Source organism: Microbispora sp. NPDC088329 (assembly GCF_040685655.1).
Taxonomy (GTDB): domain Bacteria; phylum Actinomycetota; class Actinomycetes; order Streptosporangiales; family Streptosporangiaceae; genus Microbispora.
Genome location: NZ_JBFBIP010000015.1, coordinates 14,490 through 28,575, shown reverse-complemented (window position 1 = coordinate 28,575; position 14,086 = coordinate 14,490). Strand labels below are relative to the sequence as shown.

The 14,086-nt window shown below is 73.2% G+C and carries 12 protein-coding genes; 9 read left to right on the top strand and 3 right to left on the bottom strand.

Features of this window, described 5'->3' with window-relative positions; all coding sequences use genetic code 11:
- Positions 1-123 precede the first annotated feature (123 nt).
- The 5 genes from AB0O28_RS25480 to AB0O28_RS25460 all read left to right on the top strand — a co-directional run bounded on the left by AB0O28_RS25480 (position 124) and on the right by AB0O28_RS25460 (position 7,112).
- Entirely contained in the window at positions 124-441 is a 318-nt protein-coding gene (locus AB0O28_RS25480) for a hypothetical protein (protein ID WP_363644233.1), read from the top strand.
- A 145-nt stretch (positions 442-586) separates the two neighbouring features.
- A complete protein-coding gene (locus AB0O28_RS25475) occupies positions 587-4,126 on the top strand; it encodes a WD40 repeat domain-containing serine/threonine-protein kinase (RefSeq protein ID WP_363644231.1) in 3,540 nt (1,179 codons plus the stop codon).
- A gap of 77 nt (positions 4,127-4,203) precedes the next feature.
- Positions 4,204-4,398, top strand: a complete 195-nt coding sequence (locus tag AB0O28_RS25470) for a hypothetical protein (protein ID WP_363644229.1) — start codon at positions 4,204-4,206, stop codon at positions 4,396-4,398.
- Positions 4,399-4,436: 38 nt separating this feature from the next.
- Complete coding sequence (locus AB0O28_RS25465) at positions 4,437-5,153, top strand: hypothetical protein (protein ID WP_363644227.1); 717 nt, start codon at positions 4,437-4,439, stop codon at positions 5,151-5,153.
- 150 nt (positions 5,154-5,303) lie between these two features.
- Positions 5,304-7,112: an ABC transporter ATP-binding protein gene (locus tag AB0O28_RS25460; RefSeq protein ID WP_363644225.1), complete on the top strand. Its 1,809-nt coding sequence runs from the start codon at positions 5,304-5,306 to the stop codon at positions 7,110-7,112.
- A gap of 697 nt (positions 7,113-7,809) precedes the next feature.
- Here the strand turns inward: AB0O28_RS25460 and AB0O28_RS25455 are convergent.
- The 3 genes from AB0O28_RS25455 to AB0O28_RS25445 are packed head-to-tail and all read right to left on the bottom strand — an operon-like array spanning position 7,810 to position 10,119.
- A complete protein-coding gene (locus AB0O28_RS25455; RefSeq protein ID WP_363644223.1) occupies positions 7,810-8,559 on the bottom strand; it encodes an ABC transporter permease in 750 nt (249 codons plus the stop codon).
- Positions 8,560-8,579: 20 nt separating this feature from the next.
- Positions 8,580-9,554, bottom strand: a complete 975-nt coding sequence (locus tag AB0O28_RS25450) for an ATP-binding cassette domain-containing protein (RefSeq protein WP_363644221.1) — start codon at positions 9,552-9,554, stop codon at positions 8,580-8,582.
- Positions 9,555-9,567: 13 nt separating this feature from the next.
- Positions 9,568-10,119 carry a PadR family transcriptional regulator gene (locus AB0O28_RS25445; protein ID WP_363644219.1) on the bottom strand — a complete coding sequence of 184 codons (552 nt, stop codon included), beginning with the start codon at positions 10,117-10,119 and terminating at the stop codon, positions 9,568-9,570.
- A gap of 39 nt (positions 10,120-10,158) precedes the next feature.
- On the opposite strand from AB0O28_RS25445, the gene AB0O28_RS25440 reads away from it, so the two are divergent.
- The 4 genes from AB0O28_RS25440 (at position 10,159) to hutI (ending at position 13,902) form a co-directional block, all read left to right on the top strand.
- Positions 10,159-10,506 carry a hypothetical protein gene (locus tag AB0O28_RS25440; protein ID WP_363644217.1) on the top strand — a complete coding sequence of 116 codons (348 nt, stop codon included), beginning with the start codon at positions 10,159-10,161 and terminating at the stop codon, positions 10,504-10,506.
- Between the two features lie 74 nt (positions 10,507-10,580).
- Positions 10,581-11,267, top strand: a complete 687-nt coding sequence (locus tag AB0O28_RS25435; protein WP_363644216.1) for an SDR family oxidoreductase — start codon at positions 10,581-10,583, stop codon at positions 11,265-11,267.
- A gap of 67 nt (positions 11,268-11,334) precedes the next feature.
- Positions 11,335-12,678 (top strand): formimidoylglutamate deiminase, encoded by a 1,344-nt coding sequence (locus tag AB0O28_RS25430; protein ID WP_363644214.1) that lies wholly within the window; start codon positions 11,335-11,337, stop codon positions 12,676-12,678.
- Between the two features lie 75 nt (positions 12,679-12,753).
- Complete coding sequence (gene hutI / locus AB0O28_RS25425) at positions 12,754-13,902, top strand: imidazolonepropionase (RefSeq protein WP_363644212.1); 1,149 nt, start codon at positions 12,754-12,756, stop codon at positions 13,900-13,902.
- Positions 13,903-14,086 lie beyond the last annotated feature (184 nt).

Here is a 14,086-nt window from a genome sequence, read left to right as displayed (position 1 = left end):
AGATCGGCCAATCGCGTGCAATTGTGTTGCGTCGCTTGTTGGACACCTGTCTTCCCAGGTGAGCTGGCAATGCCTGGCCCGAGTCCAGGTGAACTGCCTCACCGGAGACAGGAGAAGGAAGCCATGCGTTTCAGCAAGAAGATCGCTCTCCCCATCGCGGCGTCCGCGGGAGCGGCCGCGCTGCTGTTGTCCACCGGCGGAGCGGCCTCCGCGGCCACCGCCCAGGCGCGCAGTCCCCTTCCCGGGTGCGTGCACTGGCACCTGTCGAGCAGCGGCGTCACGGACCACCTCAGCGTGACCAACGGCTGTGGCGCGGGTCACTACCTCAAGGTGATCCTGGCCCATCGCAGGGACTTCAAGTGCACGTACTTCGCCCCCGGTCACACCTGGAACTTCTCGTGGAAGTGGCCGGGCAAGTTCTCCGCCCTGCACAACTGCTGACGCGGAGCGGCTCCGCGGCGCGACCGCACGCGCGGGAACACCTCACGGGCCCAGGTGTTCCCGCGCGCCTGCGGGACAGGCCGGCGCAGAACCCATCCGCGCCCGGCGGCGTCCAATCCCACGTGCAGGCACGAGGGGTGAACGCATGACGGGGACGCTGCTGCCGGAGGATCCGGAGCGGCTGGGGGAGTACTGGCTGTCGGGGCGGCTCGGCTCCGGCGGCCAGGGCGTGGTCTACGAGGCGTACGACGGCGAGGGCCGCCGGGTGGCGGTCAAGGTGCTGCACGGTGACGCGGCGGCGGATCCCGAGCTCAGGGAGCGGTTCGGCCGGGAGGCCGCGGCCGCCCGGCGGGTGGCGTCGTTCTGCACCGCGCCGGTCATCGCCGCCGAACTGGAGGGGCCCAGGCCGTACATCGTCAGCGAGTACGTCGAGGGGCGGAGCCTGCGCCGGGCCGTGCAGGAGGGGCGCGTCTTCGCCGGGGACGGCCTGCACAGGCTCGCGACCGCGATCGCCACGGCGCTGGCCGCCATCCACGAGGCGGGGGTCGTCCACCGCGATCTCAAGCCCGACAACGTGCTGCTCGGCCCGGACGGCCCCCGCGTGATCGACTTCGGTGTCGCCAGGACCCTGGAGATGTCGCTCACCAGCACCGGTCTGGTGGCCGGAACGCCGACGTACATGGCGCCGGAGGTGTTCACCGGGCAGCGCGCGGGCCCCGCCGCCGACGTGTTCGCCTGGGGCGGGATCGTGCTGTTCGCCGCCACCGGCGCGGATCCGTTCCGGGCGGAGAGCCTGGGCGGGGTGATGCACCGCGTGCTGTCGGCCGATCCCGACCTGTCCGTGCTGCCCGAGCCGCTGCGGCCGCTGGTCGGCGCGGCCCTCGTCAAGGACCCGGCCGCCCGCCCGTCCGCCCGCGACCTGCTGATGGCGCTGATCAGCGGGGGTTCGCGGGTGGAGACGGCGCGGCTGCTCGCGGAGGGCAGCCGGGCGGCGCGGGCCGTGCACGCGGAGGGGCATGCGGAGAGCGAGCCCGACCCCGGCCTGGGCGTTCTCGCCGAGAACGCCTACGACGCGCTCGGCCCGGCGGAGCGCGACCTGGTGCCGCAGATCTTCCTCCGGCTGGTCACGGCCGGTCCGGAGGGCGAGCTCGCCACCCGCAGGGCGGCCGAGGACGAGTTGCCGCCCGGCTCGGGCGAGGTGCTCCGGATGTTCACCTATGTGCTGTCGCGCAAGGACGGCGAGGTGGGCCTCGCCCGCCCGGCGCTGCTGCGCGCCTGGCCCAGGCTGCGGGCCTGGCTCGCCGACGAGTGGGACGGCCTGCCGGTGCACGCGGAGATCCGCCTGCGGGCCCGGCAGTGGGCCGCGGCGGGCCGCCGTCCCGCCGACCTCCTGCAGGGCGGCCGCCTGGACGCGGCCGTGGGCTGGGCGGCCACCGGCAGGCGGCGTCTCGCCCTGAACGCCCTGGAACGCGAGTTCCTCGACGCGTCGGCCGCGCTGACCCGCCGGCGTGCACGTGGCCGCCGTCTGCTCACGACCGCCCTGGCCGTGCTGCTCGCGCTGTCCCTCGCGGGCGGCGGCCTGGCGGCCTACCAGGGCAGCCGGATCGCCGCGCAGCGCGACCAGATCTCCGCGCAGCGCGACCGGGCGGGCGGCCGGGAGGCGGCGCTGCGCGCCGGGACCCTGCGGACCACCGACCCCACCGCCGCCATGCTGCTGAGCGTCGCCGCCTGGCGCCTCGACGGCGGCTCCGAGGCCCGGTCGAGCCTGATGTCCTCGCTCTACCAGCCCGAGATCGCGGCCCTGCGGCCGTTGCCGGGCGTCGGGTTCCCCGCGATGAGCGGCGACGGGCGACGGCTGGTCACGGCGTCGGACCGCGAGATCGACGTCATCGACGTGGCCGGGCGGCGAGTCGTGCGGCGGATCACGACGACCGAACTGCGCGAGGACGCCCTGGAGGCCGTGGCGGTGAGCCCCACGGGCCGGTCGGCCGTCGTGCTCACCACCACGAAGGCGGTCGTGTGGGACCTGGCCACCGGCCGGATCCGTGGCCGGCTGACCGTCTACGGCGCCGAGGGCGGCGCGGACGCCGAGTTCGACGACGAGTCCCGGATCTCGCTCATGGTGGACGGCAACGGCTTCGTGTGGGACCCGGCGCGCGGCACGACCTACGGCCGGGAGGTGAACGGCGAGGGCGGCTGGCAGGGTTTCGCGCCGGTCGTGTCCAGCCGGGCGGGACTCGCCGCGGTGACCGACCTCGGCCGCATCGACGTCCGGCGGATTCCCGGTGGGACGCCGGTTCCGGCGCTCGGGCGCGCCTGCCCGCGGAACGCCGCGGTCGCGGCCTTCAGCCCGGACGGCAGGGTTCTCGCCTGCGCGGGAAGCGAGATCTACCTCGTTTCGACGGCCACGGGCGCCCGTGTCGCGCCCACGGCCGACCAGGACGTCTGGACGTGGAACGACAACGGCACGAACGAGCCGGGCAACGCCACGACGAGCGGGCTGCGGTTCAGCGCCGACGGGCGGTTCCTGGTGGGGTTCGCCGACCGGAGCATCCGGGTGTGGCGGGTGCGCGACCGCGTCCAGGTGCTCGGCTATCGCGCCGAGGACCAGGTGCAGGACGCCCGCCTCGACCCCGACGGGCACACGTTGCGCTATCTCCTCGACGACTCCGTGGTGAGCCTCGACATCCGGCCGCGCACCGCCGCGACACACCCGCTGCCCGGCTACGGCGCGACGCTGAGCCCCGATGCCCGGTGGGCGGTGCTCAAGTCGGTGAATGACGACAAGCCGCTGCGGCTCTGGGACGTGTCGCACCGCCGGCTCGCGGGACCGATGCCGGGGACGACCGACTTCGGCTCCCCGGTGTTCGACCGGGCCGGTGGGACGATCGCCGTCCAGACCTCGTCAGCCGACCGGTTGCAGGTGTGGGACGCCGCCGGACGCAGGGCGCTGTGGCGTTACCGGGTGCCCGAGGGACTCGTCATCGACGGCAAGGCGTTCACACCGGACGGGCGCGTCCTCGCCGCGTCACTGGTCCGGGGCTCGAACGGCCCCGGACCCGACCTGGCCCGCCTGCTCGAATGGGACGCCCGCACCGGCCGGAAGATCGTGGACGTCGCCCTCGGCCGCCAGGCGGGCGGGATCGCCTTCGACGCCGGTGGGCGGACGATCGTCACCGGCGGGGGGCGTTTCCTGGACCCGGCGACCGGCAGGGAGACGGGTGATTCCCTCACCCCGGGCGAGGCCTTCGCGATCAGTCCCGCCGGGAACATGATCGCCGTCGGCGGCGGCACCGGACGGATCTTCCTGTGGACCGTCAAGGGCCCGGCCCTGGTGCCGCCGGCGCTGCACGGGGCCATGGAGCGGGTCGACGCCATGTCCTTCTCGCCGCGGGGAGACCTCCTGGCAACGGTGAGCGAGAACGGGACGGTCCAGCTCTGGGACGTGCGGGCCGGACGACGTCTGGGCGGCGCCGTCACGCTGCCCGAATTCGGCGACTACAGCCTCGCGTTCAGTGCGGACGGCACGCGCCTGTACGTGGCCGACCAGAGCGGGGCCCTGTTCGAGATGCCGGTGGACGGGGAGTCCGTGGCACGGCAGGTGTGCGCGCGGGCCGGGCGAACCCTGACCGGCCAGGAGTGGGCGCGCTATCTGCCGGAGACGCCCTACCAGAAGGTGTGTTGATCATCTGAAGAGCATTTCGGCCGGTTCTGTGGGTATTTCAGGTGATGTAAGAGCTGTTGGGGGCGGGAGGGGTGGCAATGGAGTCTCGCGAGCGCTTCGTGTTCCAACGGATGGCGGCCCAGCTCAAACGGGAGGCGGCGCTGCTCACAGGCGACCGGCTGATGGCGGCGGAGGCACGCGGTGAGGAGGCCGAGGCCGACCTGTGCCTCACCTGGTACGAGATCATGGACACCGTCCGGGAGATCCGCCTGTTCTACGGGGTGCCCGGATGAGGGATCATCACGGCGGGTGCGCGGGCGATACTGAGATGGTGACCGCGTCTTCCGCCTTTCCGGCGCCCTCCTTCCCGGGGCCCCCGTTCCACCTGCGCCTCGTCGAGGACGCGCGGCCCGTCCTCGACCGGTACGGCCTGCTGCTCGCCGGCGGCTACGCGCTGGCGGCGCACGGGTGCACCTTTTGGCCGGGCGGCGACCTCACCTTCGCCACCGGCGGGGAGGCCCCGCTGGCGGAGATCGGCGAGGCGCTGGCCGAGGCGTTCGGGAGCACCGGCCTGTCGGCCGAGGTGTGCGAGGCCGGCGCCCGCATCGGGCGCGTCGTCGTCACCGACGAGCTCACCGGCCAGTCGTGCGGGGTGACCCTGCTCCGCGAGCCGTTGCGGGACCGGCCCGCCGACATCGGGCCCTGCCGGGTGCTCGGCCTGGACGACGCCGTGGGTCTCAAGGTCCGCGCCCTGCGGGACCGCGGCCTGCCGCGCGACTTCGCCGACGTGGCCGCGGTGTCCGGCCTGTACTCCTTCCGCCTGCTCGAACAGCTCGGCGCGCGGTACGACGACGAGTGGCGGGTGGAGGGCCTGGTCGAGCGGCTGGAGACCGTCGACTTGCTCGCTGACGAGGGGTTCGGCGGACTGACCGAGGAGGGCGTCGCCGAGGTGCGCCGCTTCGCGTACGCCTGGGCGGAGGACATCAAGCTGCGCCGCGTCGACGACGGCGACGCCGAGTTCGACCTCGACGTCCCCGACGTGGACTGAGCGCGAAACAGGTCCGGACGCTTTCCCGAATCCCCGTCCGCGCGATATCCGTCGCGCGATATCCGCGTGGTTTCTCCCGCGCGCACCGGCGTTCCCGGTGAATTAGGGTCTCCGGAAGATCGCACGCCGGGTTCGCGTGAAGGGGGCTCCATGGGGGCGGAGGACGACGGCGCCGACGGCGGTCAGCCCGCGCCACGGCTGAAGGCGTCCCTGGGGGAGCGCGCCTCCTGGCGGGTGCTGCTCGACCAGGTGCGTCCCCATCGGCGGGTGCTCCTGCTGGGTGGCCTGCTCAGCCTCGTCGGCAGCCTCGCCGGGCTCGCCATGCCGGTCATGGCCAAGCGGGTGATCGACGCGTTCGGCGAGGGGAACACGCTGGCGGGCCCGGTGCTCGGGCTGTCGCTCGCGGTGCTGGTCGGCGCGCTGATCTCGGCGGGCGGGCGGTTCCTGCTGGAACGGACGGGCGAGACGATCGTGCTCGACTCGCGCCGCGGCCTGGTGGACCGCATCCTGCGGCTCACGGTCTCCGACGTGGACCGGCTCAAGCCCGGTGACCTGCTGTCGCGGGTCGGCTCCGACACCACTCTGCTTCGGGCCGTCTGCACGGACGCGCTGGCCTCGCTGGTCGGCTCGGTCTTCACGTTCCTGGGCGCCGCCGTGATGATGGCGATCATGGACGGCCTGCTGCTGGTCGTCACGCTCGCCGTCGTCGCGTTGGTCGGGCTCCTGGGCGTGGTCATCGCCCCGCGCATCCGTCGTGCCTCGTTGCAGGCGCAGGTGGCGCTCGGCGAGATGGGCTCGGTGCTCGACCGGGCTCTGCAGGCGTTCCGCACGGTCAAAGCCAGCGGCGCGGAGGCGCGGGAGACCGCCGTGGTGAGCGCGGCGGCGGTCGAGGCGCGCGACCGGGGCGTGGCCGCGGCCGCGTGGACCTCGCTGGCCGGGGTCGGCGCGTGGATGTCGATCCAGCTCGCGTTCCTCGCGGTGCTGGGAGTCGGCGGCGCGCGCGTGGCGGCGGGGGCGATGGAGATCTCCGCCCTGATCGCGTTCCTCATGTACCTGTTCTACCTGGTCTCCCCGATCGGCCAGATCATCCAGAGCCTCACCCAGATCCAGAACGGCCTGGCCGCCGTGACCCGCATTCAGGAGATCGCCACGCTGCGCACCGAGCCCGCCGCCGCCCCCGTGGCGCGGGCGGGCGGTGAGCCCGTCGGCGTGACGTTCTCCGGCGTCGTCTTCCGGTACGGCGAGGACCGGCCGGTGGTCCACCGCGACGTGACGTTCGAGGTGCCGGCGGGCGGCATGACCGCGCTGGTCGGTCCCTCGGGCGCGGGCAAGTCCACGGTGTTCGGCCTCCTGGAGCGGTTCTACGAGCCGCAGGAGGGGACGATCACCGTCGGCGGGCGGGACATCCGCGACTGGCCGCTCGGCGAGCTGCGGGCCATGCTCGGGTACGTCGAGCAGGACGCCCCGGTGCTGGCCGGCACGTTCCGGGAGAATCTCGTCTTCGGCGCGCCCGGGGCGACCGACGAGGAGATCGCCGTCGCCCTCGCCCGTACGCGCCTGGACGACCTGGTCGAGCGGCTGCCGGAGGGACTGGACACACCGGTCGGCCATCGCGGTGTCCTGCTGTCGGGCGGCGAGCGGCAGCGGGTGGCCATCGCCAGGGCGCTGCTGCGCCGGCCCCGGCTGCTGCTGCTCGACGAGGCGACCTCCCAGCTCGACGAGGCGACCTCCCAGCTCGACGCGGTCAACGAGATGCGGCTGCGAGAGGTCGTCGCGGAGGTGGCCCTGGAGACGACGGTCCTGGTGATCGCCCACCGCCTGTCCACCGTCACCGGGGCCGACCGGATCGTGGTGATGGAGGCCGGACGCGTGCGGGCCTGGGGCACCCACGACGAGCTCGTGGCGGCCGACGACCTCTACCGCGAGCTGGCCGCCACGCAGTTCCTCGTCTCGTCCTGACCGGGAGCCCGCGCCTGTCCGCAGGCGCCGATGGCGAAGCCGTGAGCAGCCCTTACACCAGGCCACAGCTTCTTTCGACCGGGAACCGGGAAGGTCGGTGGTGCGTAACCTCTCCTTCACCACCGCCCGGTTGCCGGAGCTCACGCGCGTGCGGGCGCGTCCGGTGATCCTGGGCGGAGGCGGGGCGCCGGGCCGATCAGGCCGGGCGCCCCGCCGTCCGTTACCTTTCACGTAATCGATCTCCTGCCCGCGTCCGGACAGACTTCGGCTGTCGAACCGAGACGACGGGAGTGGACATGTTCTTCGAGACCTTCGACGGCCGTTCTCCAAGCGGACCGAGGACAACCCGGACGGTATTCCCGAGGAGGCGCTGCGGGCCACGATCGCCCAGTTCGCGACCGACCGGCCGAAGTGGTTCGCCCGGCAGGCGCAGGTGTGGTTCGCCACGCACCTCGGCAACGACGTCTCCCCGGCCCTCACCCACTGGATGCTCGCGCAGTGCCTGTCGGCCTCGCCGCGGGCGACCGCGCGGGTGTTCGAGGCGATCTTCCACGCCGACCACCGGGACGGGCTGCGGAAGATCACCGTTCCCACGCTCGTCGTGCACGGCGCCGCCGACATGTCGGCGCTGGTCGAGCTGACCGGCCGCCGTACGGCCGAGCTCGTCCCCGGGGCGGCCTACAAGGATCAAGAACAGTTAGCCGGCGAGGTGCCGCATGGAACGGACCGACCAGGCCAGGGCGGGCACCGCGAGCGCCGCCATCAGCACGAACGCGAGCGCCACGTGGCCGTCCGCGACGTCGCCGGCGAACAGCGCCCGCCCGGCCTCGACCGCGTGGTAGAGCGGGTTGACCTGGGCCACGGTCCGCATCCACGCCGGGGCGAGCGACATCGGCAGCAGGATGCCGGTGAACAGGATCAGCGGCAGCGCGAAGAACTGCAGGATCTGCGACATGCCGTTCTCGTCCCGCACGGCCAGGGCCAGCCCGTACGACAGGCCGGAGGCGAACAGGCCGGTCAGGGCCATGAGCACGAGCATCAGGGCGACGCCCGGCAGGCTGGGCCGCATGCCCATGAGCAGCGCCACCACGATGATCAGCACCGCCTGCGCGACCAGCACGATCATGTCGCGCAGCGTTCGGCCCAAGACGATGGCCGGGCGGCTCGCCGGGCTCGCGGCGAGCCGTTCGAGGACCCCGGTGCGGATCTCGGCGATCATGCCGAATCCCACGAACATCGAGCCGAACAACGCGATCATCACCATCACGCCGGGCGTGAACACGGCGAGCGTCCGCTCGTCCGGCACGCCGGGCATGGTGTTGGCCAGCAGCGGGGCGAACAGCAGCAGGTAGAGGACGGGCTGGAGGAGGCCGAACAACGGCCAGACGGGATTGCGCGCGATGTTGCGCAGCTCGTAGGCCAGAAACAGGCCGGTGTGCTTCAGCATCGTCGGACCTTCCGGGGAGTTCAGGCCGCGTCGCGGAGCGAGCGGCCCGTCTTGTGCAGGAAGACGTCGTCGAGCGTGGCGCGGCCGAGCGCCACGGACTCCAGGGCCAGGCCGTGCTCGGTGAGCGTGGCCAGCAGGTGCGGCAGCGCCCGCTCGCCGTCGTCGAGGTAGACGCGCAGCAGGCCGGCGTCCGCCCTGACCTCCCTCGTGTACGGCAGGCCGTCCAGCACCCGCGCCGCCTCACGCGGGCCGGACACGCGCAGGGACACCACGTCGCCGGCGATCTCGCGCTTCAGTTCGGCGGGTGTCCCGGCCGCGACGACGAGCCCGTGATCGACGATGACCAGGCGGTCGCACAGCGCGTCGGCCTCGTCCAGGTAGTGCGTGCTGAGCAGGACACTCGTCCCGCCGTCGCGCAGCGCCCTGATCCGGTCCCACAGATGGGCCCGGTTCTGCGGATCGAGGCCGGTCGTGGGCTCGTCGAGGAACAGCAGCGGCGGCCGGTGGACCAGGCCGAGCGCGATCGCGACGCGCCGCTTCTGGCCGCCGGACAGCGTGCGGGCCGGCCGGTCGGCCAGGCCCGCCAGGTCGAATGCGGCGAACACCTCGGCGGTGCGGGCGGCGGCCTCGGCCGCCGTCAGGCCGTTGACCCGCGCGGCGAGCAGGAGGCCGGCCCGGGGCGTGGTGTTCTCGTCGACGCCGCCGGCCTGGCCGACGTAGCCGATGCGGCGCCGCACCTGGCCGGGGGAGGTCAGCAGATCGTGCCCGGCCACGGTCGCGGTGCCGCCGGTGGGCGCGACCAGCGTCGCCAGCATGCGGATGGTCGTGGTCTTCCCCGCGCCGTTGGGGCCGAGCACCCCGAAGATCTCGCCGTCGGCGACCTGGAGGTCCACTCCTCTCACGGCCTCCACCGGCGGGGCCGCCCGGCCGCCGCGGCGGCCCCCGGGGCCGCGCGTGCGGTAGGTCTTGCGCAGTCCGTGCGCATCAATGATCATTTTCACTCCTCGGTCAGGGGATGTCGTCGCGCTCGATGCGGGCGATCGCCCGTTCCAGCCACTCCAGCTGCGCGCGGTACTCGGCGGCGCTCAGCACCAGGCACTCGTCCACGTGCCTGGGGGCGTCCGCCGCGCGCTTGGCGTCGCGAGCCCGCTCGAAGCTCGCGAACCCGGCGCGCAGCCGCTCGGTCCGCTCCCGTACGGCCGACAGCAGGTCGGCCTTCGGCAGCCGGTCCATGAACGTCAGCGCGACCTGGAACGGATCGACGATCGGCATGATCTCCGACCAGTGCTCGCGCAGCCGCCGGTCGAACTCGGCCCGCCCGTCCGGCGTGATCGCGTAGACCGTGCGCCCGCGTCCGCCGCCCGGCCCGGCGCCCTCGCCGCTCTCGATCACCTCTAGCAGGCCTTCCTGGGCCATCTTTCCCAGCGCGTGATAGATCGAGCCGAAGGCGACGTTGGCCCAGTGCTGGGCGCCCCACAGTTCGAGCGTCTTGCGCACCTCGTATCCGTGCAGCGGCCTGTCCAGCAGCACGCCCAGGATCAGCACTCGCGTCGATGACATACTCAAATTTGTATACAAACTTGAGTATGGTGGTCAACCATGAGCCCTGAAACAGACAGGCACGAGATCCGCAGGGACGACGACGGCGCCCTGCTCGGCTACGTCCACCGGGCCGGTGAGGGGTGGGAGCCGTACACCGTGTTCGGCTATCCCATCGGCGCCGCCGGGCCGTACGAGCGGGCCGAGCAGGAGGTGCGCCGCGCCGGCCTCGACGTGCTCGCCGGGCAGTGGGAGTTCCTGGAGGACGGCGAGTGGTACCGCTGCGTGATCCTCGAGGCCGCCGCCCATGAGGTGCGGGTGCGGCCTGTGGACCACCGCTACCCGCACCACCGCTACTCCCTGACTCTGGAACACCCCGGTCCGCGGACCCTGCGCCCGGCACGGTGATCGAGCACGGTGATCGAGCGAATCGGCCGGACTCCGCGACGGCCGGTCCGGTGCGACGTTCTAAGGTGAGGTCCATGCGACCCACGGCTCTGATCACCGGCGCCTCACGGGGGGTGGGGGCGGCGATCGCCCGCGCCCTCGCCCCGACGTACGAACTCCTCCTGGGAGGGCGGGACGGCACCGCGCTCGACGCGATGTGCGCCGAGCTGCCGGCCGCCCGCCCCTGGGCGGTGGAGCTCACCGAGCTCACCCCGGCCGACGTCGAGGGGATCGACCGGCTCGACCTGCTGGTGCACAGCGCGGGCATCGCCAGGCTCGGCCACCTCGCGGACATCCCGGCCGAGGTGTGGCGGCGGACGATGGACGTCAACGTCATCGCGGTCGCCGAGCTGACCCGGCTGCTGCTGCCCGCGCTGCGCGCGGCCCGGGGACACGTCGTGCTGATCAACTCCGGCGCCGGGCAGCGGGCCAACCCCAACTGGGGCGCCTACGCCGCCAGCAAGTTCGCCCTCCGCGCGTACGCGGACGTGCTGCGCGAGGAGGAGCACGCCCACGGCGTACGCGTCACCTCGATCTTCCCCGGGCGGGTGGACACGGATATGCAAAGGGACGTCCGCGCCCAGGAGGAGGGGCCGTACGAGCCGGGAAGGTATCTGGAGGCGGAATCGGTGGCGAGGGCCGTCCTGGCCGCGGCGACGGCGACGTCCGACGCCCACGTCACCGAGATCACCGTGCGGCCGGCCGCGGGGCCCTCCCGCTGACGGACGTACGAGGCACGGGGGACGGACGCTCACCTTTCGATTCACACGTCGCCCACCTGGAGGACCGGTGCACGTGACTTACTGGTGCGAGATGGCGTGGCTGCCGCCGGGCGAGGTCGTCGAGAGCGTCGTCGTCGGGGTGGAGGGCCGCCGCATCGGGGAGATCAGGCCCGAGGCGCCGCCTCCTCCGGGAGCCGTACGGCTCGCCGGGCTCACCCTGCCCGGCCTGGCCAATTGCCATTCGCACGCCTTCCACCGCGCGCTGCGCGGCCACACGCAGACCGGCCGCGGCAGCTTCTGGACCTGGCGCGAGCGGATGTACGCGGTCGCCGAGGCGCTCGACCCGGACCGCTACCTCGCCCTGGCCACCGCGACGTACGCCGAGATGGCGCTCGCCGGGATCACCACCGTGGGCGAGTTCCACTACCTGCACCACGGCCCCGGCGGCAGGCCGTACGCGGACCCGAACGCGATGGGCCACGCGCTGGTCGAGGCGGCCGGGCGGGCCGGGCTGCGCATCACCCTGCTCGACACCTGCTACCTGACCGGCGGCATCGGCGAACCCCTCGTCGGCACCCAGCTGCGCTTCGGCGACGGGGACGCCGAACGCTGGGCGGCCAGGGCCGACGATCTCGCGCGGGCCCACGAGGGCGAACAGGACGTGGAGATCGGCGCGGCCATTCACTCCGTGCGCGCGGTGCCCCCCGAGCAGATGCACGTCGTGGTCGACTTCGCCCACCGGAACACCGGGCCGCTGCACGCGCACGTCTCGGAGCAGCGGGCCGAGAACGAGGCGTGCGTCGAGGTCTACTCGGCCACACCCGTCCAGGTGTTGCACGACCACGGCGCACTCGGGCCGCGCTCGACCGCCGTCCACGCCACCCACCTGTCCGACGTGGACGTGGCGCTGCTCGGCGGCTCCACCACCCACGTGTGCATGTGCCCCACCACGGAACGCGACCTCGCCGACGGCGTCGGCCCCGCCCGCAGGCTTCTCGAGGCCGGGTCGCCCGTCACGCTCGGCACCGACAGCCAGGCGGTCATCGACCTGTTCGAGGAGGCCAGGGCGGTGGAGCTGGACGAACGGCTGGTCACGGGCGAGCGCGGGCACTGGCCCGCCGCGCAGCTCCTGCACGCCGCGACCGCCGCCGGGCAGGCGTCGCTGGGCTTCCCCGACGCCGGGTGCCTGGTGCCCGGCGCCTGGGCCGATCTCGTCTCCGTCCGGCTCGACTCGGTCCGTACGGCCGGCGCGACGAAGGCCTCGGCGGTGGAGTCGGTGGTGTTCGCCGCCACCTCCGCCGACGTGCACTCGGTGGTCTCCGGCGGCCGGCGGATCGTGGAGGACGGGCGGCATGTGCTGGGCGACGCCGGCGCGCTGCTGCGCGACGCGCTCGCCCCGCTGCGTCCCTGACCCGTTCCGGACCGAGCCGGTGGGTTTGCGTGGCGCGCGCCCTGGCGAGGATGACAGGACGTGGGATCGAGCGGCATGACATCGACGGTGTTCACGGGGATCGGGCTGCTGTACACGGCGGACCCCGAGCGGGAGGAGATCGAGGACGCCGCGCTGGTCGCGGAGAACGGCGTGGTCCGGTGGATCGGGCGCTCCGCCGACGCGCCGCCCGCCGACGAGCGGGTCGACGTGGAGGGACGCGCCGTCATCCCGGGATTCGTGGACAGCCATGCCCACCTGGTGTTCGCCGGCGACCGCACCGAGGAGTTCGCCGCGCGGACGGCGGGGCGCCCCTACACCGCGGGCGGCATCCGCTCGACCGTCGCCGCGACCCGGCGGGCCACCATCCCCGAGCTGGTGTCGACGACCGCGCTGCTGGTGGCGGAGATGACCATGCAGGGCACGACGACGTTCGAGATCAAGAGCGGGTACGGCCTCACCGTGGAGGACGAGCGCCGCAGCCTGGAGATCGCCCGCCAGTTCACCGAGGAGACGACGTTCCTCGGGGCGCACGTCGTGCCGCCGGAGACGACCGCCGACGACTACGTCCGGCTCGTGACCGGCCCGATGCTGGAGGCGTGCGCGCCGTACGCCAAGTGGGTGGACGTGTTCTGCGAGCGCGGGGCGTTCGGCGAGGAGCACAGCAGGGAGGTGCTCGCGGCGGGCCGCAAGGCCGGGCTGGGGATCAGGGTGCACGCCAACCAGCTGGGAGAGGGGCCGGGGGTGCGGCTGGCCTGCGAGATGGGGGCGGCCTCGGCCGACCACTGCACCTACCTCGGCGACGCCGACGTGGACGCGCTCGCCGCGAGCGGGGTGGTCGCCACTCTGCTGCCGGGCGCGGAGTTCTCCACCAGGTCGCCCTACCCGGACGTGCGGCGGCTGCTCGACGCGGGCGTCGCCGTGGCGCTCGCCACCGACTGCAACCCCGGCTCCTCGTTCACCACGTCGATGCCGTTCTGCGTCGCCCTGGCCGTGCGCGAGATGGGCATGACGCCGCTTGAGGCCGTGCGGGCGGCCACCCGCGGCGGCGCGCGGGCGCTGCGGCGCACCGACGTGGGCACCCTGTGCGCGGGCTCCCGCGCCGACCTCGTCATCCTGGAGGCCCCGTCGTACGTCCACCTGGCGTACCGGCCGGGAGTGCCGCTGGCGGCGCAGGTGTGGCGCGCGGGACGCCGCCTCGTTTGAGCCCGGGAAACCTGGGTAAACGCCTTTTTCCCCGGTCTCGCATCCTCCTTGGGGAGGAAAACGAAACCATTCCGGGGTCGTATTCATTTGGGGAATCTTTGCCATGGATCGGCCGTTGAGCGGGTCAGGAGCAGGAAACCGGGGGCCGTGCCGAGCGGGGCGGACACGTCCGGTCAGCCGGCTC

Coding starts and splice junctions, on each gene's coding strand:
- AB0O28_RS25480 (WP_363644233.1), top strand. CDS start 124: ATGCGTTTCAGCAAGAAGATCGCTCTCCCCATCGCGGCGTCCGCGGGA.
- AB0O28_RS25475 (WP_363644231.1), top strand. CDS start 587: ATGACGGGGACGCTGCTGCCGGAGGATCCGGAGCGGCTGGGGGAGTAC.
- AB0O28_RS25470 (WP_363644229.1), top strand. CDS start 4,204: ATGGAGTCTCGCGAGCGCTTCGTGTTCCAACGGATGGCGGCCCAGCTC.
- AB0O28_RS25460 (WP_363644225.1), top strand. CDS start 5,304: ATGGGGGCGGAGGACGACGGCGCCGACGGCGGTCAGCCCGCGCCACGG.
- AB0O28_RS25455 (WP_363644223.1), bottom strand. CDS start 8,559: ATGCTGAAGCACACCGGCCTGTTTCTGGCCTACGAGCTGCGCAACATC.
- AB0O28_RS25450 (WP_363644221.1), bottom strand. CDS start 9,554: ATGATCATTGATGCGCACGGACTGCGCAAGACCTACCGCACGCGCGGC.
- AB0O28_RS25445 (WP_363644219.1), bottom strand. CDS start 10,119: ATGTCATCGACGCGAGTGCTGATCCTGGGCGTGCTGCTGGACAGGCCG.
- AB0O28_RS25440 (WP_363644217.1), top strand. CDS start 10,159: ATGAGCCCTGAAACAGACAGGCACGAGATCCGCAGGGACGACGACGGC.
- AB0O28_RS25435 (WP_363644216.1), top strand. CDS start 10,581: ATGCGACCCACGGCTCTGATCACCGGCGCCTCACGGGGGGTGGGGGCG.
- hutI (WP_363644212.1), top strand. CDS start 12,754: ATGACATCGACGGTGTTCACGGGGATCGGGCTGCTGTACACGGCGGAC.